This window comes from Vibrio sp. KMM 9700, from assembly GCF_058545285.1.
In genome coordinates, this window is the sequence record NZ_CM178590.1 from 100148 (window position 1) to 123012 (window position 22865).

The 22865-nt window shown below is 42.2% G+C and carries 20 protein-coding genes and 1 riboswitch; of the genes, 10 read left to right on the forward strand and 10 right to left on the reverse strand.

Annotated elements, in window-relative coordinates; translation table 11 throughout:
- Window positions 1–10: 10 nt before the first annotated feature.
- The 3 genes from thiD to AC2VOY_RS11780 form a co-directional block, all read right to left on the reverse strand.
- The gene (gene thiD / locus AC2VOY_RS11770) at window positions 11–922 is read right to left on the reverse strand and encodes a bifunctional hydroxymethylpyrimidine kinase/phosphomethylpyrimidine kinase (RefSeq protein WP_491833715.1); all 912 of its coding nucleotides are present in this window, start codon (window positions 920–922) and stop codon (window positions 11–13) included.
- 72 nt (window positions 923–994) lie between these two features.
- Window positions 995–1111: riboswitch (TPP riboswitch) on the reverse strand.
- A gap of 77 nt (window positions 1112–1188) precedes the next feature.
- Window positions 1189–1716 (reverse strand): GNAT family N-acetyltransferase, encoded by a 528-nt coding sequence (locus AC2VOY_RS11775; protein WP_491833717.1) that lies wholly within the window; start codon window positions 1714–1716, stop codon window positions 1189–1191.
- A 35-nt stretch (window positions 1717–1751) separates the two neighbouring features.
- Window positions 1752–1994: a hypothetical protein gene (locus tag AC2VOY_RS11780; protein WP_491833719.1), complete on the reverse strand. Its 243-nt coding sequence runs from the start codon at window positions 1992–1994 to the stop codon at window positions 1752–1754.
- A gap of 225 nt (window positions 1995–2219) precedes the next feature.
- Between AC2VOY_RS11780 and AC2VOY_RS11785 the strand changes: the two genes are divergently transcribed.
- The 8 genes from AC2VOY_RS11785 (at window position 2220) to AC2VOY_RS11820 (ending at window position 9252) form a co-directional block, all read left to right on the forward strand.
- Window positions 2220–2621, forward strand: coding sequence for a hypothetical protein (locus AC2VOY_RS11785; protein ID WP_491833721.1), 402 nt, complete (start codon window positions 2220–2222; stop codon window positions 2619–2621).
- A gap of 236 nt (window positions 2622–2857) precedes the next feature.
- Window positions 2858–3364, forward strand: a complete 507-nt coding sequence (locus tag AC2VOY_RS11790) for a hypothetical protein (protein WP_491833723.1) — start codon at window positions 2858–2860, stop codon at window positions 3362–3364.
- 439 nt (window positions 3365–3803) lie between these two features.
- Window positions 3804–4907, forward strand: a complete 1104-nt coding sequence (locus tag AC2VOY_RS11795) for an extracellular solute-binding protein (RefSeq protein ID WP_491833725.1) — start codon at window positions 3804–3806, stop codon at window positions 4905–4907.
- A 238-nt stretch (window positions 4908–5145) separates the two neighbouring features.
- Window positions 5146–6300: a polyamine ABC transporter ATP-binding protein gene (gene potA / locus AC2VOY_RS11800; protein WP_491833727.1), complete on the forward strand. Its 1155-nt coding sequence runs from the start codon at window positions 5146–5148 to the stop codon at window positions 6298–6300.
- A complete protein-coding gene (locus AC2VOY_RS11805; RefSeq protein ID WP_491833729.1) occupies window positions 6297–7235 on the forward strand; it encodes an ABC transporter permease subunit in 939 nt (312 codons plus the stop codon). The genes potA and AC2VOY_RS11805 overlap by 4 nt, the downstream gene beginning before the upstream one ends.
- A gap of 2 nt (window positions 7236–7237) precedes the next feature.
- Entirely contained in the window at window positions 7238–8062 is an 825-nt protein-coding gene (locus AC2VOY_RS11810; RefSeq protein WP_491833730.1) for an ABC transporter permease subunit, read from the forward strand.
- A gap of 186 nt (window positions 8063–8248) precedes the next feature.
- Window positions 8249–9106 carry a VOC family protein gene (locus AC2VOY_RS11815; RefSeq protein WP_491833732.1) on the forward strand — a complete coding sequence of 286 codons (858 nt, stop codon included), beginning with the start codon at window positions 8249–8251 and terminating at the stop codon, window positions 9104–9106.
- A complete protein-coding gene (locus AC2VOY_RS11820; protein ID WP_491833734.1) occupies window positions 9103–9252 on the forward strand; it encodes a hypothetical protein in 150 nt (49 codons plus the stop codon). Before AC2VOY_RS11815 ends, AC2VOY_RS11820 begins: the two co-directional genes overlap by 4 nt.
- Before the next feature lie 411 nt (window positions 9253–9663).
- On the opposite strand, the gene AC2VOY_RS11825 is transcribed toward AC2VOY_RS11820, so the two are convergent.
- Window positions 9664–10599: a polysaccharide lyase family 7 protein gene (locus AC2VOY_RS11825; protein WP_491833736.1), complete on the reverse strand. Its 936-nt coding sequence runs from the start codon at window positions 10597–10599 to the stop codon at window positions 9664–9666.
- Window positions 10600–10831: 232 nt separating this feature from the next.
- Window positions 10832–11146, reverse strand: coding sequence for a quaternary ammonium compound efflux SMR transporter SugE (gene sugE, locus AC2VOY_RS11830; RefSeq protein ID WP_491833737.1), 315 nt, complete (start codon window positions 11144–11146; stop codon window positions 10832–10834).
- A 188-nt stretch (window positions 11147–11334) separates the two neighbouring features.
- Here sugE and AC2VOY_RS11835 point away from each other — a divergent pair, with 188 nt between their 5' ends.
- A complete protein-coding gene (locus AC2VOY_RS11835; RefSeq protein ID WP_491833738.1) occupies window positions 11335–12339 on the forward strand; it encodes a polysaccharide lyase family 7 protein in 1005 nt (334 codons plus the stop codon).
- A gap of 184 nt (window positions 12340–12523) precedes the next feature.
- On the opposite strand, the gene AC2VOY_RS11840 is transcribed toward AC2VOY_RS11835, so the two are convergent.
- Window positions 12524–13456: an NAD(P)-dependent oxidoreductase gene (locus AC2VOY_RS11840; protein ID WP_491833740.1), complete on the reverse strand. Its 933-nt coding sequence runs from the start codon at window positions 13454–13456 to the stop codon at window positions 12524–12526.
- Between the two features lie 457 nt (window positions 13457–13913).
- Between AC2VOY_RS11840 and fdhF the strand changes: the two genes are divergently transcribed.
- The gene (gene fdhF / locus AC2VOY_RS11845) at window positions 13914–18101 is read left to right on the forward strand and encodes a formate dehydrogenase subunit alpha (RefSeq protein ID WP_491834125.1); all 4188 of its coding nucleotides are present in this window, start codon (window positions 13914–13916) and stop codon (window positions 18099–18101) included.
- An 85-nt stretch (window positions 18102–18186) separates the two neighbouring features.
- Here the strand turns inward: fdhF and AC2VOY_RS11850 are convergent, their stop codons facing one another.
- From AC2VOY_RS11850 to AC2VOY_RS11865, 4 genes are all read right to left on the reverse strand, one after another.
- The gene (locus AC2VOY_RS11850) at window positions 18187–18510 is read right to left on the reverse strand and encodes a hypothetical protein (protein ID WP_491833742.1); all 324 of its coding nucleotides are present in this window, start codon (window positions 18508–18510) and stop codon (window positions 18187–18189) included.
- 20 nt (window positions 18511–18530) lie between these two features.
- A complete protein-coding gene (locus AC2VOY_RS11855) occupies window positions 18531–19088 on the reverse strand; it encodes a hypothetical protein (RefSeq protein WP_491833744.1) in 558 nt (185 codons plus the stop codon).
- Window positions 19089–19373: 285 nt separating this feature from the next.
- Entirely contained in the window at window positions 19374–20480 is a 1107-nt protein-coding gene (locus AC2VOY_RS11860; RefSeq protein ID WP_491833745.1) for an adenosylhomocysteinase, read from the reverse strand.
- A gap of 137 nt (window positions 20481–20617) precedes the next feature.
- The gene (locus tag AC2VOY_RS11865; protein WP_491833747.1) at window positions 20618–22699 is read right to left on the reverse strand and encodes a DUF4962 domain-containing protein; all 2082 of its coding nucleotides are present in this window, start codon (window positions 22697–22699) and stop codon (window positions 20618–20620) included.
- Between the last annotated feature and the right edge of the window lie 166 nt (window positions 22700–22865).

Here is a 22865-nt window from a genome sequence, read left to right on the forward strand (position 1 = left end):
GCCTGCCTCGTTATAGATCTAAGATTTGAATATCAATCAAAGCGCTTGGATCGCTTTCTTGGCTGTGCTTTTGCGCATAAAAATGATGCACAGGCCCATGCCCTTTGCCCACGTCAAGCTCATCTGCATAACGCAGCGCCTGGGTCAAAAAGCCTTTGCCCGCAACAATTGCATCTTGCAAACTTAGCCCTTGAGCCAAATAAGATGCAATCGCAGATGACAGCGAGCAGCCCGTACCGTGCGTATTTTCAGTTTCAATTCGCGCCGTAGACAGTTCAACAACTTGATTTGGGGTAATGAGAAGATCTGTGCCTTGCGCATCACGGGCTAAGTGACCACCTTTTAATAGGCAAGCTTTGGCAGGCAATTGACGAAGTTGAGCGACGAGATCGCGCATCGCTTGTTTGCTAGTTGGGATATCAATATCTTGATTTGGCGCAGTTAACGCCGCCGCTTCTGGTAGGTTTGGGGTGATCAAATCTGCAAGCGGCAAAAGATGCTCAATCAAACTTGTGACAGCATTTTGCTCAAGTAGCATATCACCACTGGTTGCCACCATGACAGGATCAAGCACCACAAATTTAGGTTGGTATTGTTTTAGCTTTTGCGCCACAACTTCAATGATTTTGCTATCACTGAGCATGCCAATTTTTACCGCTGCGATATTTAAGTCCGTAAACACAGCGTCTAATTGGCTCGCCACAAATTCAGGCTCAATCGATAAAATGCCGCTGACGCCTTGGGTATTTTGCGCCGTTAATGCGGTGATCACCGAGGCCGCATAACTGCCGGTTGCGCTCATCGCTTTGATATCGGCTTGAATGCCTGCGCCGCCGCCAGAGTCCGATCCGGCAATGGTTAAAACATTCGGCGTAATGTGAGAAGAGTTGTCGAAACTAGAGGCTTGATTTTGAGCTTGCATGATTCTTCCTATAGGGCATAAGAAACAAGCTCGAGATGCAAAGTGAGATGGTGAAACCACCCCATTGTTGCAAACTATTAGCTATTAGTTTCCTACGCCAGTCTTAACTGGATCAGGTTCTACGGGTCCGCAAATAGCGATCTCAGCGCTAGATTTTCCATAATCATCTAGGCACCCCGACTAATTGGCTTAAGACTAACATTAAATAAAATTTAGCTGCAAGTATTATTCTTTTATTTTAAAGTTTTGAGATCAATAGCGGATATCTAAAGATTTAACCAGTAATGCGAGATAGGATAAGGGCAGACACGCCCCATGATGGTATGACTATAAATCCCCCCACTATCTAAAATGACTTTTTTTGAGGCGATATTATTATCTTGGCAGGTGATCAGGACTTTTTCTAAACCAATCTTTTTCATCTCAAGACGAGCGAGCTTGAGCATAATCTTAGCATAACCATGCCCCCGAAACTTAGGCGCGACATCATAGCCGATGTGCCCTGCTTCGTTCTCAAGATACAAGTTATTGATATGATGACGAATACTTAGACTTCCGACCATTTCGCCGGCAGCATTAAACGCCCAGAGTTGGGTGGTAGGAACCGCATGTTTGGGGAGGTGTTCCCCTCGGCTTAAAAATTGGATCAATTGGATATGTTTGTCAAAGTCTTCAAAGCCTTGGGTATGAAAGCTGACATTTTCAGGGTCATTTTCCAAGTAATTTTGGTAAAAGCTCAAAAATGCAGCTTTATCTGTTAATTGTGGGGCCCGTAGGGTAAGACTTTGACGCATAGGCTTTCCAAGTCATTAAGATTGCAAAAATTTTATCACATTTTGCGTGAAAGGAGCTGCATCGCCTCACGATATTGGATATTTTTGGAGGACAAAATGCCACCATTGGAATCAAACGCATCAACAAACCATTCACCAACAGTTTCGTGGTTGGGGATCTTTTCCCAGACATTGTCAAAATCAGTTTGAGAGGTAAACGTTTTCTCGTGAACGCGGATGATTTGGCGCTCGGATGGTTCTAAACAGCAAACAACAAGTGAAGCAATAGGATTATTCAAAACAAACCTTTATTTATTGTTAATTATTACCTATTTAGGGTAACAGATTTGTCCCACTCCTCACAAGGTTTTTGACTTATATATTATTGTAATAGGGTTTAGATCCCAAGTTAACAATTCTCTGCTTTTTGGGGTAATTGTCTTGATATATAAGACAATATCTGTGACCTACTTACCTACAACTGGGTATAATCGAACCTAGGTTATAAAAATATGAGGTGATATATGAAACAACTAACCAAGGTTTTCACACTAATTTTCGCCCTTTTATTAACCGCTTGCTCAGCGCATGTTGATACGAGCGCAAGCAACCTTAGTGAGCACGATAAGCAATTTATTCGTGACTACGAAATGGCGCAATATACCTTTATGGATCATCGCGTGTTGAAATATTACAGTGGTGAGGATATTAAATTTTATCCGCTCAACAAAAATGTCGTCGCGATTGAATCTTCCCTTTATTGTGATGAAACCTCTTGCACCCCACAGTTTTATAAACGTATTGATGAGACGAACTTCTGCCGTGTTCCGGGTGAATTTATCCGTTCAGCCGATCTCGTCATAGAGGGGAGCACATCGATTAAAGAAGATGCCATCAAACAAGTACTTGCGGCGCAGTGTATGTAACACTTCGTCATTTTCATGTTTAAGCCTCTGGTTCTTCGTACTAGAGGTTGATCTTTCTCTCGCGTGATGGCCCCATCTCAAAAGCCTTACCTGTCTGTTTTTTATACTGCAAATCGACACTATTTTAGTGATTTTGTGTGTCCTATTTTACTCACCAATGGATGTGATGGTGATCACAAATTTCACCCACCTAGCAGGTATAATGAAATTGAATAAATCAGAAAAAGAGGTGAGTTATGAAAAGTTTAGCTTCTACCCAAGTACGATTTTGCATCAAAAGTCTCGCTCTGCTGCTCACACTTGGTCTTGTTGCCTGTACCAATAGTGTTGATACCGCAGACACCAATGGCGATGACTTATGTCTCAACCCAAGAGCTTTATTAGGTTTTAGTCTCTGTCCAACCAATGCAAGTACGAACTCTACCACTCTCAGTGAGATCGATAAAACATTTATACGTGATTACGAAATGGTTCAGTACACCTATATAGATAAGGGTAAACTGAATTTCTATAGTGGTGATGACATCGCGTTTTATCCACTTAATCAAAATGTTGTAGCGATTGAATCTTCAATGTATTGCGATCAAACTAGCTGCAAACCACAATTTTACAAACGTATTGATGACAATGATTTTTGTCGTGTTTCGGGTGATTATCTTCGCAGTGCTGATCTTCTTATCGATGGCCCCACAAGCGTCAAAGAAGATGCGGTGAAACAAGTTCTTGCGGCGAAATGCATGTAAAGTGCATTCCAATATACTCACCTTCACAGCCTCTAGCCATATAAAGTTAGGGGCTTTTTTTGTAGCCCTGCACATATAAAACAGTGTTTGATAAATTTCTCTTATCTTTGTTATAAATTTATTTTGTTAGACGTAAATGAAAAAAATGCTACGATGCATTTGTTCTCGCAGAAAGTACCAGTGGTATTTTTATTTCATTAAATATCATTGCAAATCAAAAACTTGAATCAAGTTAACCTTTGATAGATTCAAGTGAAAGTCGATGAATTTTATTTATTTTGTAAATCAAAGTTCAACCTGACCCAAATCAGTTCAACCCCAAAAGGCAGAGTCTAGAAGGAAGATACTGGCGCTAAGCTAGGTTGGTGTGCATAAACATTTCCCGCTTATATTTTTGTAATCATCACAAAAGCTGGGATTTATATTTAAGGCAAACCAAATGTCAAAGAAAGTGATTTCTCTTGTTGCAGCATCTGTTGCAGCGACTTTATTCGTCCCAACATTCGCAAACGCGGACGAGAATACCCTTCACGTTTATAACTGGAGTAATTATATCGGTGAGCAAACTATTGCTAATTTCGAAAAACAAACCGGTATTAAAGTTGTTTACGATGTATTTGATAGCAACGAAGTATTAGAAGCTAAATTATTAGCCGGTCACTCTGGCTACGATATTGTTGTGCCTTCTAATCAATTTTTAGCGAAACAAATTCGTGCAGGTGTGTTTCAAAAGTTAAATAAAGATGAATTACCGAACTGGAAGAATTTAGAGCCAAAACTTTTAAATACTTTATCTGTTAGTGATACTGACAACCAATATTCAATGCCATATTTATGGGGTTCAATTGGTATTGGTCTAAATATCGATAAAGTCAAAGCAGTGTTAGGTGAAGATGCACCGATTGACTCATGGGATCTAGTCTTTAAACCTGAAAACATTGAGAAATTAAAAAGCTGTGGCGTATCTTTCTTAGATTCACCAACAGAAGTGCTACCGATTGCTTTAAATTATTTAAAACTGGATACCGCAAGCCAAAATGCTGCGGATATTCAGAAGGCGCAAGATTTGTTTTTATCAATTCGCCCGAATATTCGTTATTTCCATTCATCTAAATATATTTCTGATTTAGCGAATGGCGATACTTGTGTGGCGATTGGCTATTCAAATGATGTGTTCATTGCACAGGCGCGCGCGCAAGAAGCAAACAATGGTGTGCATATTCAATATGTGATCCCAAAAGAAGGTGCAGGCAGTTATTTTGACATGATGGCGATCCCACAAGATGCAGCCAATCCAAAAGCGGCGCACGCATTCTTGAACTATTTAATGCAGCCAGAAGTGATTGCTGAAATCACCAATGAAGTAACAGCAGCCAATGGCAACCAAGCGGCAAATGATTTGGTTGACCCGCAAATTGCTCAAAACAAAGGCATTTATCCAGATGCTGAAACCATGGGCAAGATTTATGCGATTGCTGATTTGCCAATGAAAGTTCAACGCGTGATGACTCGTGCATGGACTAAGATTAAAACTGACAAATAAGACTCTTCAGTCTTGACGCTGCCACTGCGTTAGCGACGCATCAGAGTCCTAGTTACATAGTTTTGGTTAAAACCGATAAATGATTTAACAACAATATACTCAAAATAGTTGGAATTGCAGCAAGGCAACAAGCGAGGAATCCCTAGGAGCATATAAGAATATGTGACTAGGGTGACGCAGAACAGTTAACGCCGCTGCAGTTTCAAATATGAAGAGTATAAATAAGGGAATACACCTCATGGTCATGACCTCCAGCGCTTACCAAAAAGCCCTTGAACGTCAATCTAAACCTAAGAAAGTCCTTGTTGAAGTAAAAAAAGTCAGCAAGCAATTTGATGATACCTTGGCGGTCGATAATGTCTCGCTTGAAATCACCCAAGGCGAGATCTTTGCCCTACTTGGCGGATCCGGCTCAGGCAAATCAACCTTGTTGCGTATGCTTGCTGGCTTTGAACGCCCAACTGAGGGTCGTATTTTCTTAGATGGTGTCGATATTACAGATATGCCGGCGTATGAGCGCCCAATTAATATGATGTTTCAGTCGTATGCGTTATTCCCGCATTTAACGGTGGAGCAAAATATTGCCTTTGGCCTTAAACAAGATCGCATGCCAAAAGCAGAAATTAAAGTGCGCGTCAGCGAGATGCTCAACCTTGTGCACATGAGCCAATATGCAAAACGTAAGCCGCACCAACTCTCTGGTGGGCAGCGTCAACGTGTGGCACTGGCGCGTTCATTAGCTAAGCGTCCTAAGCTTTTGCTATTGGATGAGCCGATGGGCGCTTTGGATAAAAAACTGCGCAGTCAAATGCAGTTAGAACTCGTTGAGATCATCGAAAGCGTTGGCGTGACCTGCGTGATGGTCACCCATGATCAAGAAGAAGCCATGACCATGGCGCAACGTGTGGCAATCATGAACCTTGGCTGCATTGAGCAAATTGGTAGCCCGATGGATGTGTATGAAACACCGGTCAATCGCTTGGTGTGTCAGTTTATTGGTAATGTAAACTTGTTTGAAGGCGAGTTGGTGGAAGATGAACTGGCGTATGCAACCATAGCTTGCGCAGATTTAGAGCGTCCAATTTATGTCGGCCACGGGATCTCATCCCAAGCTGAAAACAAGCAAGTGACCTTTGCGCTGCGCCCTGAAAAACTATTAATGAGCACGCAAAAACCGCAAGACTTGGAGCATCAAAACTTCAACTGGAGCGTCGGCCATGTGTTTGATATTGCGTATTTAGGTGGGCACTCTGTGTACCATGTACAACTGCCTTCAGGCAAGATTGTGCAAGCCTTCATGGCAAACTCAGAGCGTTTAGGCAAAAGACCAACTTGGCAAGATGAGGTCTTTGTGTATTGGGAAGACGTAAGTGGTGTGGTACTTCACGCATGAATAGCCTAACTATCAAGAAAAAGAGTGTCGGGATCTTTAACCCTATTTGGGAAAAGTTTTCTTGCCACTTTGGCAGACGTCTAATTATTGGCATTCCAATGTTATGGCTGTTTGTGTTTTTCTTATTGCCTTTTGTGATAGTGTTAAAAATAAGCTTTGCTCAAGCTGAAATTGCGATTCCACCTTATTCAGAAATTATTTCTTGGGTGGATTCACAACTCTCAATTGTGCTTGATATGAGTAATTATCAACTGTTAGCAGATGATTCCTTATATATTCAGGCTTATTTAAGTTCGATTAAGATGGCGGCAATTAGCACCTTAGCTTGTTTGCTGATTGGCTACCCAATGGCGTATGCCATCAGCCGTTTAAATAAACAAAAACAAGCTGTGGTTTTATTGCTCATCATGATGCCAACTTGGACGGCGATTTTAATTCGCGTTTATGCTTGGATGGGTATTTTGGGCTCAAACGGGATTTTAAATAGTGTTTTATTATATTTACATATTATTGATACGCCGCTTGAAATCCTAAATACAGATTTGGCGGTATATATCGGGATTGTCTATTCCTATTTACCTTTTATGGTGATGCCTTTATACGCCAACTTGGTCAAACAAGATCATAGTTTGTTGGAAGCGGCGTCAGATTTGGGCTGCAAACACACCAGCGCCTTTTGGCAAGTGACAGTGCCTTTATCAAAAAATGCAATTTTAACCGGTTGCATGTTGATATTTATCCCTGCTGTCGGTGAGTTTGTGATCCCTGAATTATTGGGCGGTCCAGACACCCTGATGATAGGGAAAGTGTTATGGCAAGAGTTCTTCAACAACCGTGACTGGCCCGTTGCGGCATCACTTGCGGTGATCATGTTGATTCTTTTGATGTTGCCAATCTTGTGGTTTAATCACCAACAAGCAAAAGGAATGAAATAGAAATGAAACGTTTTGGGTTTGCTAACATCATGCTGCTTGCAGGCTTGAGTTTTATTTATATCCCAATGATCTTAATGGTGGTGTATTCATTTAATGCTTCAAAACTGGTGACGGTTTGGGGCGGGTTTTCAACCAAGTGGTACAGCCATCTATTTGAAAACAAGCAGTTAATGTCGGCGGTTGGGCGCTCACTAGAAATTGCCTTTTATACTGGCATTGCCGCAGTAGCGCTAGGCACGCTTGCCGCGATTGTACTAACACGTTTTGGTAAATTTCGTGGTCGTTTATTTTTGGGCGGTATGGTCAATGCGCCGCTTGTGATGCCAGAGGTGATCACAGGTTTGTCCCTGCTATTGATTTTTGTTGCGATGAATCAACAAATTGGCTGGCCGGTTGAACGTGGTATGCTCACCATTTGGATTGCGCACACCACTTTTACCTCAAGCTATGTGGCGGTGATTGTTTCCTCGCGCTTGCGTGAGTTGGATTTATCGATTGAAGAAGCGGCAATGGATTTAGGCGCGAAACCTTGGAAAGTCTTTTTCCAAATCACTTTGCCGATGATAGCGCCCTCTTTACTTGCAGGCTTTATGATGGCGTTTGCTTTGTCGTTAGATGATTTGGTCTTGGCAAGTTTTGTCTCAGGCCCAGGTGCAACCACATTGCCAATGGAGATTTTCTCATCGGTGCGATTGGGCGTAAAACCTGAAATCAACGCGATTGCGAGCTTGATTTTACTCGTGGTGTCTTTGTTTACTTTCATCACTTGGTTTGTGATGGCAAGTGCTGAGAAAAAGCGTAAGCGTGAGATACTTGAAGCGAAGTAAATTCACTTCACCACCTATCAAATGATTGATTAAAGCTGAGTGCAAAGTGTGCTCAGCTTTTTTATTGTAAAATAATCCGCCGAAAGATTGCGTTAACCACTTGTTTAAAGAGATAATCAGTCTGCATGTACTTTGACTTGGTAAACTTGAGGCAAATGTACTCACTTAAACAAAAAGGACGAACAAATGAAGATCTCCGCTTCCACAAGGACAAGCCTTCCTGTTATTGGCTCCATGGCTCTTTTCTTAACTGCGTGTAGCAGCATGCCATCCTCCATTAGCTTGCCAGCACTTGCCGATACACAAGCGAAAGCAGAAGGCACTGTGATTTGGCGTGACCTTGCAACCACTGCGCCAGAGAAAGTTAAACCTTTCTATACCAATGTATTTGGTTGGGAATATCAAGAAGTTAACAGCGACTATAGCCTGATTACCTACCAAGGTAACTATATTGCTGGTTTGGCGACCATGCCAAGCAACAGTACAACAAACTATTGGTTGCCTGTGCTCTCAAGCGCGGACTTAGATGCCACTGTTGCGAAATCTGAAGCGGCAGGCGGCACAACTTTAATCGAAAAAACTGAGCTCAAAAGTCGTGGTGAGATTGCTGTATTGCAAGATCCACAAGGCGCGGTATTCTCTGTGTTAGATACAGTTTCAGGCGATCCTGCGCCGCTGCCTAAAACAGCGGGCAACTGGATCTGGCAAGAAGTCTGGAGTCAAGATATTGCGCAAAGCCAGTCTTTTTATCAACAACTTGGCGCATATAAGCAAGAAACTCAAACCATTGGCGAAAACGACTATGCTTATTTAAGTGTTAATGACACACCAGCAGTTGGTTTTGTCAAAAATGCAAATCAAGACATTCCAACCGCTTGGGTCAACTACATTAAAGTCGATGATGTGAATGCAACCGTTGCAAAAGTCACCGCCAACGGTGGGATTGTATTAATGGCGCCAAACGAAGCCGTTCGTAATGGCACAGTGGCCGTTGTGCGCGACCCAGCAGGTGCAGGCTTTGTGGTACAGGAGATTAAGAAATGAGACATTTAAAACGTATTGTAATAATCGCTGCGACTGCGCTGATGCTTGCATCATGCTCACCTTATGCAAGTCTAGATATTGGCGTACCATTTAAAGTTGGTCCTGTCTATGTGAACCCTAGCATTGGTGTTGGCGGACGTCTATAAGACCTTTTCGTTCAATAGATAAGCGAAAACTACTAAAATCAAAAATGCCCAGTGAGCCCCAAATAGTATGGGAACCTCACTGGGCATTTTTATTTATATCACTATGCGATTCGGGCGAAGCAGCGCAGTTAACGCCGCTGCAGCTTCAAATATCAAGCCTATATACTCAAAATAGTTGAAGTTGCAGTAAGGCAACAAGCGATGAGACCCGATGAGCATATATCAATATGTGATTCGGGCGAAGCAGCGCAGTTAACACCGCTGCAGCTTCAAAATCAAGTGTATATACTCAAAATAGTTGAAGTTGCAGCAAGGCAACAAGCGATGAGACCCGATGAGCATATATCAATATGTGATTCGGGCGAAGCAGCGCAGTTAACGCCGCTGCAGCTTCAAATATGAAGAGTATAATTAATTATGTTTTACATCAATCTTATAAAACGTCGCTTCAGCAAAATCATCCGCTCGGCCAGTTTTGTTTTGGTTGTATACGCCTGCTTTGAAGTACATGTATTGGTCTGGATCGTTATAGCCAGATTTTGACATATCAACGGTTTTCACCACATCTGGCTTTCCTGGGCGCATAATGCTCACTGTTAGTGCATCGCCTTTTACATCAATACGGTAGCTAAATTTCTCGCCTAGTTTGATACCATCTTTTGGCTCGACACCTTCTTTATCTTGGCTGAAATAGTCTGGTGTTCTTGAGCCGATCATATCATACCATTGCTCATCACCATGGCCTTCACGCGGTTCGTGGGCAAAATAGATTGAACCGTGTTCATGGTTTGGCAGTTTGCGATAATAAAGACGCACAGGTTCATCATCATTGGCGTGAATTTGGCCGATAATAACGCGCCCTACCTGCCAGTTTTCACCTGTTGTCGTTACGTGTTCAACTTTAAGTGTTGCGTCTAGTGTGCCGTCTACACCGCCTGCTTTCTCTTGCGCTTCTTTTGGCGCACTTGAGAATACCCAGTTGTTACCATTGACGCCTTGGGTTTTAAATTGCGTATCCCCACGACGGATCATCTCACGTAACTCAGAGCGCGTGTAAGTTGTATTTTTAGATGTTTTTGGACCTTTTACTGGCGCATTGAAAACCATCCCACCATCATCTGAAAGGTAGAAGAAATTAGGATGAACATAACCATTTGATAGTTCTTTTTCTTTGATTTGATCTGATTTGCCATCGCCATCTTCATCAACGGGCACACTGATAGTCCAACCTTTTAGATCATACTTATCAGATGGTGCATCCGCCGCATAAACATTTGTAGCAGCGCCTAGCGTTAAGGCTAATGTCGCCAATTTCAAGCTTTTTGAACGAGGGAAAGATTTAGACATTTTTATCTACCTTAGTTATTGGATTACTAATTATTAATATTGTATTACTTTTAGTTAGATTATAATTTTTTTAGAAGCTTGTTAACGTATTTCAAAGATCTTTGTGATATGGATCAATTGGGATGAGATGCTAACGTAATGATATTATTATATTTTTAAAATAAAGTAATAAGTATTCAATCTTTTTTGAAAACGATTGGCCCATACATTCTTATATCTTAGCAACGCTCAGTTACGCACTCAATTTCAAGCCTGCAATTCCAAGAACAACTAGCCCTAAGCTCGCCATTTTAAGCAAACTGACTGACTCACCAAAAAGATAAATCCCACCAATTGCAGTACCAATTGCTCCGATTCCAACCCAGATCCCGTACGCTACGCCAAGTGGCAGATGACGCAGTGCAATACCAAGTAGCACAAAGCTTACGACTAAGCTTGTCAGTGTGATCATACTTGGAATAAGTTTACTGAAACCTTCAGAATATTTGAGCCCGAGGGCCCAGATGACTTCTGAGAGACCAGCTAAGATGAGAATAAACCATGGCATAGAATAACCCTTTTCTTCGTTTAGTTGGGGTCGTCCCCGAAGATAGACTCTTTGGCTACACGTGAGCAAAGAGATAAGGTCGTCCTTATTTTTAAAAATTCAGTAAATAACTGTTATACAGAAATATTATAACACAATGATTTTTTAAACGATAAGATAATGATAACCCTACAAATAAGGAGATACAGATGAAAAACAAAAATATAATGCTATTTCTTGTCCCAACCTTATGCTCGACATTTGCTTACGCTGATCTAGACCCGCAAAAAGCCCCTTCTGAGAATTTCGATTTATCGCATTGGAAAATGGTTTTGCCGATGGAAGATACTAAACCTGAGCGTGCTGGCCAAGTCATGGAAATTTCACTTGAACAACTCAATAAAGGCTATCAGCAAAAAGATTGGTTTTATACCGACCCACAAACTGGTGCTATGGTTTTTAAAGCACCAAACATGGCGATGACGACACCAAATTCCAAAAATGCGCGTGCAGAATTACATGAGGTGATTTCAGGTGAATCTGTAATTGCAAAAGATTCTAAGATTGATGAAAATAAACCCAAAAATAATTTTGTATTAGCATCTCATCCAGAAGCAGACACATTTGGTGCTATTGGTGGCAAGATGAGCGCAACCTTAGCGGTTGATCATGTAAGTGAAAGTGGTGATCATAGACATAATGATTCTTTTGCCGTTGTGATTGGACAAATCCACGCTGGCACCAACGAACCGTTAAAAATATTTTATCGTAAACTACCCGATCAAGAGTATGGCTCTGTGTACTGGAGCTATGAAAACAATGCCTTAGGTGATGATTATAATAAACGCCTTGATGTGACGCATGATGTATTTGGTAAAGCTAAAATACGCTTTGGTCAAGCAGAGCCAACCGATGGCATCAAGCTAGGTGAAAAATTTAGTTATAATGTACAGGTTTCTGGCGACATTATGTATCTAGATTTTGCGAAGAATTTAGATGATAAAACGCCAGTGACACGCCATTTTGCAATTGATTTAGGAAAAGGTAAATACTTAGGAAATCCATATGATTCTGGGTATAAAAATGATTTCTTTTTCTTTAAAGCAGGCGCTTATAATCAATGTAATGTTGGTGTTGTAGGTTGTAAAAATGAAGGTATTGAAGTAGGCGATTATGCACAAGTTAGCTTCTATAAATTAGATTTGTCGCACTAATAATTATACCCAATCCAAATAAACATCAGCAGCATCAAGGTATTTGAATCAATATCTTGGTGCTTTTTAGTTTAAAGTGATGAGTAAATAAATTTTTCTTATAATACAAAAAAACCCAAGTCAGTGGAACCATGAATCCACTCACTCGGGTTTTATTTATTCTTCAATAAGATGAAGTCTTAGATTATTTGTTTAGCTTTAGGAAATAATCGAAGATTTCAGGAACGTTACCGTTACCCATACCTTCATCAAATGCAGCTTGAAGGTTAGCAGAAGTACCTTCAGCGATTTGTGCACGAGTACCTAGATCTTCAACCATTTTTAGGAAGTAGCCAAGGTCTTTGTTTGCGTTAGCAATTGAGAAACCAAGGTCGCTCACACCGTCAACTGCGTAGTTTTTGCAGAAGTGCATGAATGGAGAGTTCGAAGGACCAGTAGACATGATTTCGAAAAGTTGTTGACGATCAACACCAGCGCGGTCTGCAACAGCGAATGCTTGAGACATTGCACATACAGTTGTCATACCCATGAAGTTGTTCACAAGTTTAGTTGTGTGACCAGCACCTAGCTCACCAAGGTGGAAAACATTCTCGCCTTGCTCGTCAAGAACAGGCTTAACTTTGTTGAATGTTTCGATATCACCAGCAGCCATGATGTTTAGAAGACCATCTTTAGCGTGTGCAGGAGTACGGCCAAGAGGAGCATCGATCATGCCTGCGCCTTTCGCTGCAAGGTCAGCACCGATTTTGCGAGTTGAAGCTGGGATAGAAGTACCGAAGTCGATTACAACTGCGCCTTCTTTAATGCCTTCTAGGATACCGTTTTCACCGTAAACGATTTTTTCTACAACTTCAGAAGTTGTTAGGCAAAACATTACGATGTCACTTGCAGCTGCAAGTTCTTTAGGGCTAGTTGCTTCTTTTGCACCACGTGCAACACAAGCAGCCACAGCATCCTTGTTAAGATCCATAACATTCAGTTCATAGCCGCGCTTTTGCAGGTTTTCAACCATGTTGCCGCCCATAAGACCAAGGCCAATAAAACCGATGACTGGTTTAGACATATCTTTAACTCCTATTGTATTATTATATGCTTTTACACTGTGAATACTAAACATTCCTCACGCTTTACGCAATGTTTGATGCATAAAAAAGGTAAATTTATGTGACGCATAGCATATTTATGAATAAATCTATTAATTTAGGAAAATAATTTATGAAACCTTGTTTTATCTTCCATCTACTTTATTCAAATGTAATACAAAATTACTAAAATATAAAGTGAAAATTTTATTGCTCCACATCCATTATTTGATATGAACTGCCTACAAATTGACCTTTTGATTATAATTCAAACAATAAAAGTGTTAACTCGCTCGATATTTTACCAAGGCTTAGACTGGTCCAACCTAAAACCCTCCCTTTTATTGTATGAGATCATAGTTTGCTATTTTAGATGCATGATAATCAGTTGATAGATTGACATAAATATAATAAGCCGCGACTCACACTGATTGGAGCCATGCTTCCAAGGGTGCGACGTACAATGCCGAGCATGAAGCAATGAGAGCAGATATCATGAATATCATCATAAATGGTCAAACCTACAGCGTCGAAGGTGAGCAAAACCTTTTAAACGCTGCAAAATCACAACATATTGAAATCCCTTCTTTATGTGGCCTCAATACACAAGCTGAAAAAATTGCTTGTGATTTATGCCGCGTCGAATTAAGTGATGGCGGGACAGCGCGCGCGTGTGAGCTTGAAGTCCAAGAAGGCTTAAATGTTGTCACAGAATCAGAAAAGTTATCTGCGCATCGTAAACAAGCATTGCAAAAGATCCTTTCTGATCACTACGCAGATTGCGAAGCGCCATGTAAAGTCGCCTGCCCTGCTAACGTCGATATTCAATCGTATCTGTATCATATTTCGCAAAATGATCACCAAAAAGCCATTGAAGTCGTCAAACGCACTTTGCCAATGCCATTATCAATTGGTCGTGTGTGCCCTGCATTTTGTGAAGCAGAGTGTCGCCGCTCAGTGGTCGATGAGTCCATTGCGATTCGCCAACTCAAACGTCATGCTGCGGATGCAGATTTAAAAGCGAGTGAATCCTATGTGCCGCCGCGCAAGGCTGACAAAGGCAAGCGCATTGCGATTATTGGCAGTGGCCCGGGTGGTTTAACTTGTGGTTATTATCTTTCAAATGAAGGCTACGAAGTAAAAGTCTTTGAAGCCATGCCCAAAACAGGCGGCTGGCTGCGTTATGGCATTCCTGAGTACCGCTTGCCAAAAGATATTCTAGATAAAGAAGTTGAATTGATGTGTCGCAACGGCATGCAAATTGAAGTCAACAAAAAGCTAGGTGAAGACTTTAGTTTAACTGAGCTGAGCCAAAACTATGACGCCGTATGTCTTGCGGTAGGCGCTTCGCTTGCGGTAGAAATGAACTACACAGGATCAGAGCTTGATGGCTGCTATTTAGGTGTTGATTACCTGAAAGATTATGTCACGGATAAACGCTTTTTGACCGGTAAAAAAGTTGCCGTCATTGGGGGCGGTAACACGGCGATTGACTGCGCGCGAACAGCGGTTCGTGATGGCGCCGAAACGACTATTATTTATCGCCGCACCCGCGCAGAAATGCCAGCTGAAGAATATGAAATTGATGAAGCTGAGCATGAAGGTGTGAAGTTTTTAATGCTTACTAATCCGGTTGAAAATATTGCCGATAGCAATGGCCGCGTTTGCCAAGTGAAACTTGAAAAAATGCAGCTGGGTGAAGCGGATGCCTCTGGTCGCCGCCGCCCTGAGCCGACCGGTGAATATATTATTCAAGAGTTTGATACTGTGATTGCGGCGGTTTCGCAAAAGCCGGATTTGAGCTTCTTAGAAGGCGAAGATTTGCAGATCCCGCTGTCGCGCTGGAACACTTCCGAGGTCGATGAAAAGACCATGCATACTGGCAGTGAAAACATCTTTAGTATCGGTGATTTTCGTCGCGGCCCTGCGACTGCGATTGAAGCCATTGCCGATGGACGCATTGCAGCGCAAGCGATTGATAAGTTCTTTGCTGGCACTATGGATCATATTCCTGCGCCAAAATATGACTCGAAAAAAGAAAAATCAGTCAAACACATAGATCCAAAACAATTTGAGAGTATTCAAAAAGTTGCCCGCGTGATCATGCCTGAGCTTACCACAGAGCAACGTGAGTTTAGTTTTGAAGAAGTCGAAACTGGCTTTGATAATGCAGATGCCATGCGAGAAGCTGCGCGCTGCCTTGAGTGCGGTTGCCAAGCCAATACCGATTGTAAGCTGCGTGATTATGGCAGCGAATACGGCGTCATTGATGATGCGTTAGATAAGTCGATGCAGCAAAAATTTGCGATTGATACCAGCTCAGAGTTTATTACCTTTGACGCTAACCGCTGTATCAGTTGCGGTCAATGTGTCCAAGCCTGTAATGAGTCGGGCGTGCATGGCGTGTTGAGCTTTTTGAAAAATATCGATGGCACCCCGATGCTACGCCCTGAAATGCGCGCAGGTTTTGGCGCCAACGGCTGTGAGCAAATGGGGGATTCAAACTGCGTCCAATGTGGCTTGTGCGTTCAAGCATGTCCGACCGGTGCACTTACCGATGCGCGCGACAAAGCAGAAAGTCGAATCGAGATGCTCACTCCTGTCGATACCATTTGTACCTATTGTGGGGTTGGTTGTAAGCTGAAATTCTTTGTTGATCAAACCACAAACAAGGTGCGGTATGTGCAAGGCGCAGATTCACCCGTCAACCAAGGCATGCTGTGTGTGAAAGGCCGTTTTGGGTTTGACTTTATTAATAGCGAAGAGCGTTTAACGACGCCGCTTATTCGCAAAAATGGCGAATTAACGCCTGCCTCTTGGGAAGAAGCGATACAGCTAATTGCAGACAAATTTACGCATATTAAACAAGAATTTGGTAGCGATAGCTTGGCAGGTTTCTCCTCTGCTAAAACCACCAATGAAGATAATTTTGTCTTCCAAAAGCTTATCCGCCGTGAATTTGGCACCAATAATGTCGATCACTGCGCGCGTCTTTGTCACTCGAGCACAGTAACCGGACTTGAAGCCACCCTTGGCAGTGGCGCGATGACCAATGATATTCCAAGTATTGCCCATTCGGATCTGATCTTTATTATTGGCTCAGACACAACTTCGGCGCACCCAATCATTGCCTCACACATCAAGCAGGCGATTCGCCATCATGGTGCACGTTTAGTCGTTGCCGATCCGCGTCAGATTGAGATCACCCAACATGCCGAGCTTCATGTGAAGCAGCGCCCGGGCACAGATGTGATGCTTCTAAACGGCATTATGCAACAAATCTTGCTCAATAACTGGCAAGACGATGCCTATATCAAAGCCAATACGGAAGATTATGACGCGCTGCGTGCTGAAATCTTAAAACCTGAGTATGCGATTGATAAAGTTGCCCTTGTCACTGGCGTGCCTGAGCAAGATATTGCCAAAATGGCAGAAATGATAGGCACAGCAAAACGCACAGGGGTTTATTATGCAATGGGGATCACCCAACATACCACTGGGCATGATAATGTTGTGTCGATTTCAAACTTGCAGCTTTTATGTGGCAACATTGGCATTGAAGGCGCAGGCATCAACCCACTGCGTGGTCAGTCCAATGTGCAAGGTGCGTGTGATATGGGCGCATTGCCATCCGACTTCCCAGGTTATCAAAAAGTGGTTAACCCTGATGTGCATGCGAAGTTTGTGAAAGCTTGGAATGCACCACATCTTTCTGATCAAAAAGGCTTAACCTTAACTGAGATCATTGATGGCGCTTGCGCAAAAAGCATTCGTGGCCTATTTGTGATGGGTGAAAACCCAGTGCTCAGCGATCCGGATCAAACTCATGTGATCCACGGCCTTGAAACGCTGGATTTCTTAGTGGTGCAAGATATTTTCTTAACTGAAACCGCCCAGTATGCAGATGTGGTGTTGCCCGCTTTCTCTTTTGCAGAAAAAACCGGCCACTTCACCAATACTGAACGTCGCGTGCAACGTTTAAACCCTGCCGTGAAACCACCGGGTTTGGCAAGAGAAGATTGGCGCATCATCCAAGATATTGCTAATGCCATGGGTGGCGGTTGGAATTATCAAAGCATTCAAGATATTACTGCTGAGATAAACCAAGTGACGCCGCAATATGCGTATATGACTTGGGATCGTCTATCTAAAGGCAGCTTACAATGGCCATGTAATGAAGCCAACCCTGACGGCACCAGACTGATGCACCAAAAAGGCATAGTGCGTGGTAAAGGACGCTTTATTCCAACCAGCTTTAAATATGCGGCTGAGTTGCCAGATGACGAGTTCCCACTCACGCTGACGACTGGGCGCTTATTGGGGCAGTTCCACACCGGCAGTATGACGCGTAAAACCCAAGGTTTGGATAACTTAGCCAAAGCGCGCGCAATGATAAGTGTGCAAGATGCCGAGCGTCTTGGGCTGAAAAATGGTGAAATGCTGAAATTAATTAGCCGTCGTGGTGAAATTGAAATTGCAGCCTTTGTCACCAAACGTATCCAAGAAGGTGTGGTTTCTGTGCCCTTCCACTTTGTCGAGGCGCCAGCCAACCGCTTAACCAACCCTGCGCTTGATCCTTATGCCAAGATCCCTGAGTTTAAGGTCTCTGCCGTGCGGATTGAGAAAATTGAAATCGGCGCAGATGGGGCAGGACAAACAGAAGCTGAAATGAGTTACTAAGGCTTACAAACTTGTTCTAATACTTAGCCCATAACCTGATATGCGTTTTATATTAGGTTACGGGCTTTGTTTTTGTTGCCCTATATTATTGATCTGTAGTGATACCAAATTCACTCCATTGGTGCTGACGCTTTCTCGTAAATATACAAGTGACACCTCCGACTGTATGCATAATCGGAGCTTCATAGTCACAAAATGCTGCAATATAATACAAAGGTAACTGCTCATTTCCGAATGTGTTCGGCGTCCATAACGCAACATCACCCTCCTTGCATTTGCTACTCGCCTGATTCGCCTCGCTAAAAGCACAGATGCTTTCTTGCTTGACGCTATTAAAACCAAATGCCGCAAATGAATTAGATGTGACTATCATAAGTATACAAAAAACAAATGCCGTAAAATTTTTCATCCTCTCTTCCTATAATCTGATCACAACATTGAAGCCTCTGCTGAAGCCTTTTGTCTTTCTTCTTCACGTTGCATTGCATTTATTTTTTGCCACATCTCTGATTTAAAATAAATTAAGTCTAATTCAAAACTCAAATGTGGCGCTTCAATAATAATCTCACTTCCCCCTTCTTTATAATGGGCAGATTTATTCCCAACAAAAGGAATGTTTTCTTTAATTAAAGTATATTTATTAGAAAGGGAATGGTGGATGTCATTAAATCTATCTTTACTTAAAGTAGCCATTACGCCGACTATGGTTCCACTTGGGTCTAAAAATACATTAATTTCTTGTAGCCCTTTAAACTGGATACCTTGAGCCGATACCTTATACTGTTTACCTTCTGTATATAGATTCACACCTTGATACTTTGCACTGTGGTACTTTTGCAGTAACTCTTGCTCCGTGGTCTTGCCTATTTCTAAACCAAACACAACTGGATCTGCGTTGACAGTCATAGAAATAACAAACATAAAAATACATAATATATATTTCATATATTCACCCTTTTCTTCATTCATTCCGTGCTTATGCTTCATACATAAATCTAGTTGAAATTACAAAATAGGCTTAGCGTTAAAATATAAAAATAATTACATTTAAATAAAAACCTGAACTTAGTTAAATAATCTAATTTCTATTTCATAATTCTATATATAACTTGTGATATAGCCTTTATTTTTAAAGATGAAATAGCGTTGCTTTACTCAAAGAGTATATTCTCAATTCATTTAGAGTTAGATAATAAAAAACCTACAGCCTGATCACTCAAACTGTAGGTTTATATGACGATATATTCTCTAGCTAAACTAAGAAGTGAGTTCTTATAACGCCGACTTCCAAGCTGACTCAGGTAATAGATACAAGCCATTGTCACTGTTTGCGCCTTCGCCAACAATATGCCCAATACCACTTGCCATCACAGCGAGCGTCACATCAAACGCATTGAGGCTATCGCCATAACCTGCGGTTAGGTTTAGCATCGAACCATCTGCCATCAGATACAAGGTTTTATCATTCCAAGTGTAAGCATCGACATACGGCATAGGTAAGCTGTGGCTGGCGGTTTGTTTGAGGTATGGCACATCAATCTCTTTTGCCACATGACCAACATTTAATACAAAGGTGCCATCTTTGGCAGCGTCAAGGTGGCGCTTACTAACCACATCATACGCACCAGTTGCGGTTGCAATCACATCTGCATCCGTCATCGCTTTGTCTAAATCCACCACAGGCCAGCCGTCATATTTCGCTTGTAGCGCGCGCGCCGGATCAAGCTCAACAACTTGCACTTGTCCGCCATAAGCTTTGGCTGCAGCGGCAACGCCTTGCCCAACCAAACCATAACCAATCACGACAACCACTTTCTCATGCAAGGTTAAATGCGTGGTTTGGAAAAAAGTATGCCACGCGGTTAAGCCCACCATATGGCGGTTATGCAAACCCTCTTTTACCGGTAAGTCATCCCAGTTGAAGATTGGATAATTTGGCGTGACGCCGCCTAAACGGCTGATCCCAGAGCCTGTTGCTTCAAGCCCTGCAATAATATTTAACTCGCGGTTTGATTCGTGTAAACGCGTCGTCAGATCTGCGCCCATTTCACATAGATGCGTTGGCTGCCAATCCAAAGCTAAATCAAAAGATTTCGACCAATCTTCATCGCTCATATCACGCCATGCATGCGCCGTTGCACCTTTGCTAGTGAGATATTTGACCACATCATCTTGGACTGTGGTTGGATTACATGTGGTTAAAAATACCTGTGCACCCTTGTTTAAAAGCCCTTCAACAAGCGGCGCCATTTTTAAGTCCAAGTGCATGTTACACGCTAAGCGCACATGGCTTAAATCAGGTAATTGCGCTAAGGCTGCATGCGTACGTGTCATATGTTTGGCTGCCCATTGCAACTCAGCGCTAAAATCTTTATACATCAGTGATCCTTTTTCCACATTTAAATATTATATTCTATATCAAAAACTTACAAAAAACCCACAGCCTGAAAATTCAAACTGTGGGTTTTCAATATAAGATAATTCACATTAACTTAATGTTAGATTATCTGCAAAACTTATAAAGCAATCTCAACGGTTTCGCCATCAACAGTCAATACAAGCGTGTCGCCTTTGACTTCATGAGAAACTTCTAGCGCTTTGCCAGTGTTTTTGTTTGGCACAAGCAACGTTAGGATGTTGTGATCTTTTGAAGGTTTAAATGACACTTCCACGTGACGGTGGATTTCAAGACCTTCATACTCAGCAGGATCAACCTCGCCAAAGCCTTCAACATTTTCAATTGAAGTGATGTTGTCTGCCGCAGCATTGATAAAGCTCACATCAAGATGCGCTTTTTCACCACGGATAGTGAATGCTTTGTCTGCTACTTCATTGGTAAATGTGGTGTGCATTAGCCAAGTCAGATCTTTCTCTTCAGTTAGCGTTGCTTTGTCTTGAATCACAAATACTTGGCCTTTCACAAACCAGATTTTACGCTTATAAGACTCTAGCTCAGGCACAAAGTATTTATAAGAAGCAGTCGCGTCACCTTCAACAAATTTCACATCTGATTCAGTGTCGAAATCTGAGATGTTACCGCCAGCTTCGATACAGAAGCGATCTTGGTGATCCGCAAAACCTGTATTTTTGTTCTCGCCGTATTGGCCTTTGCCGCCAAATAGAGGCAAGTTTTTAGAGAAGGTCTGACGACGCCATTTCGTGTGCATATCCACACCGAAACCGCCGTAGTAACCTGTGATGCTCGCTAGTGTTTCACCAAATGCATGCAAGGTGAATGCGTTTTGGTCACCGTGTGAGTGGCTGATTGAACCAAATGGGCTACATTTGAAGACCATATGTACATGCTCTTCACGCTCAGTCATCTTGTTGTGGAATGCTGCCCAACCTGTGATTGGGAAAACTTTAAGTAGCGGCTCATTTGATGGCGCCTTTTCTTCTGGTGCATCCCAAAGAATGTTGAAACGAAGATCGTCATAACCAAAGTCCCACCAACCGAAGTTGTAGAATTTAGTGTGCGCTTGTGTATCACGAGCTTTTAACTGGTTGTAATACCAAACATATTCAGGACGTTGGTTGATGCCTGCATAGTGCTTGATGTTATAAGCTAGTTTTAGACCTGGGTAATCACCGATTGATGATTGGTCACAGAAACTTGCGCGTTTTGAGTGAACAGGCATGCAATAAAGCGGGAAATCACCTGTGTTCTCATAGAAAGTCTTGTTAAATAGATTAACGCCAGTGTAGCTCTTCATTAGGTCGAATGCTTCACCTAGGAAAGCCATTTGGGTGTTCCAGTAATCCGGACCTTCTGCCCAACCGCCGTCTTCACCGCCCCATGGTGGGTAGTGTACTGCGTAGTATTCCATTGAATAAGCTAGGTATTCGCCAGCTTTCGGGTGATCGTGATAAAGCGCGATACAAGTTGGAACCACTGCAGATGAAATTGAACGAACGCCGTGGCTGTTAAGTGGGTTAGCAAGTAAATCAACTGTCACTTTTAGGTGATGCATGATTTCATCAAGACGCGTGATAAGCGCAGTTTTCACTGTTTCACGCTCTTCGTCTGTGAAGTGCTCGTTTAGCCAGTCATAACCCCAAGCCATTGCTGCAATCACGCGGAACGCTGCTTCATCGTTATAACCACGAGATGTAACGCCATCTGGATCATAAGTTGCAAGTTTTAGTGTCCATGCTTTTGCTTTGGCAATCATGTCTGCATCATCAAGCACAACACCAGCAATCGCTAGGTTACGTGTTGCGTTCATCGCCATTTGGCAATCTACATACATTTGACGCCAGTAAGGACGCCACAATGATGCCTTGCCCACTGTTTCTTCAGGATATGGCTTTGGCTCGTCGTAAGGTGCTGTATCTAAGAATTTCTCAGTCGAATTCTTCAAGAATGCATCAAACATGCAATATGAAGCATCTTCTTTTACTTTTTCTTTGAATTCAACAAGTTGTTCTGATTGAAGAAGTAAGCGAGGACGTGCGTGGCCTAGGTTATCTAAGAAAGATAAATCGACGTCACGTTTTTGTACTTCGATTGGCATTAAGTCAACAAGGTTACCCGCTGAAGTGTCATTTTCAAGCTTGATTTTGCGGATCGCATCAAGAGCTTCTGATGAGGTGGTCATGTAATTTCCTTTATACAATAAATAACGTTATTGGTGATCTATAAATTTAATCCTGATCTAACTTGTGTGGATTGCAAAAAAACATGCAAGTACCCTTACCTTTCACAAGTAAAACGCCAGTTTAATCTTATTGTATGATAAATGGTAAAAATTTCAAAACTTTCTT

Coding starts and splice junctions, on each gene's coding strand:
- thiD (WP_491833715.1), bottom strand. CDS start 922: ATGCAAGCTCAAAATCAAGCCTCTAGTTTCGACAACTCTTCTCACATT.
- AC2VOY_RS11775 (WP_491833717.1), bottom strand. CDS start 1,716: ATGCGTCAAAGTCTTACCCTACGGGCCCCACAATTAACAGATAAAGCT.
- AC2VOY_RS11785 (WP_491833721.1), top strand. CDS start 2,220: ATGAAACAACTAACCAAGGTTTTCACACTAATTTTCGCCCTTTTATTA.
- AC2VOY_RS11790 (WP_491833723.1), top strand. CDS start 2,858: ATGAAAAGTTTAGCTTCTACCCAAGTACGATTTTGCATCAAAAGTCTC.
- AC2VOY_RS11795 (WP_491833725.1), top strand. CDS start 3,804: ATGTCAAAGAAAGTGATTTCTCTTGTTGCAGCATCTGTTGCAGCGACT.
- potA (WP_491833727.1), top strand. CDS start 5,146: ATGGTCATGACCTCCAGCGCTTACCAAAAAGCCCTTGAACGTCAATCT.
- AC2VOY_RS11805 (WP_491833729.1), top strand. CDS start 6,297: ATGAATAGCCTAACTATCAAGAAAAAGAGTGTCGGGATCTTTAACCCT.
- AC2VOY_RS11810 (WP_491833730.1), top strand. CDS start 7,238: ATGAAACGTTTTGGGTTTGCTAACATCATGCTGCTTGCAGGCTTGAGT.
- AC2VOY_RS11815 (WP_491833732.1), top strand. CDS start 8,249: ATGAAGATCTCCGCTTCCACAAGGACAAGCCTTCCTGTTATTGGCTCC.
- AC2VOY_RS11820 (WP_491833734.1), top strand. CDS start 9,103: ATGAGACATTTAAAACGTATTGTAATAATCGCTGCGACTGCGCTGATG.
- AC2VOY_RS11825 (WP_491833736.1), bottom strand. CDS start 10,599: ATGTCTAAATCTTTCCCTCGTTCAAAAAGCTTGAAATTGGCGACATTA.
- sugE (WP_491833737.1), bottom strand. CDS start 11,146: ATGCCATGGTTTATTCTCATCTTAGCTGGTCTCTCAGAAGTCATCTGG.
- AC2VOY_RS11835 (WP_491833738.1), top strand. CDS start 11,335: ATGAAAAACAAAAATATAATGCTATTTCTTGTCCCAACCTTATGCTCG.
- AC2VOY_RS11840 (WP_491833740.1), bottom strand. CDS start 13,456: ATGTTTAGTATTCACAGTGTAAAAGCATATAATAATACAATAGGAGTT.
- AC2VOY_RS11850 (WP_491833742.1), bottom strand. CDS start 18,510: ATGAAAAATTTTACGGCATTTGTTTTTTGTATACTTATGATAGTCACA.
- AC2VOY_RS11855 (WP_491833744.1), bottom strand. CDS start 19,088: ATGAAGCATAAGCACGGAATGAATGAAGAAAAGGGTGAATATATGAAA.
- AC2VOY_RS11860 (WP_491833745.1), bottom strand. CDS start 20,480: ATGTATAAAGATTTTAGCGCTGAGTTGCAATGGGCAGCCAAACATATG.
- AC2VOY_RS11865 (WP_491833747.1), bottom strand. CDS start 22,699: ATGACCACCTCATCAGAAGCTCTTGATGCGATCCGCAAAATCAAGCTT.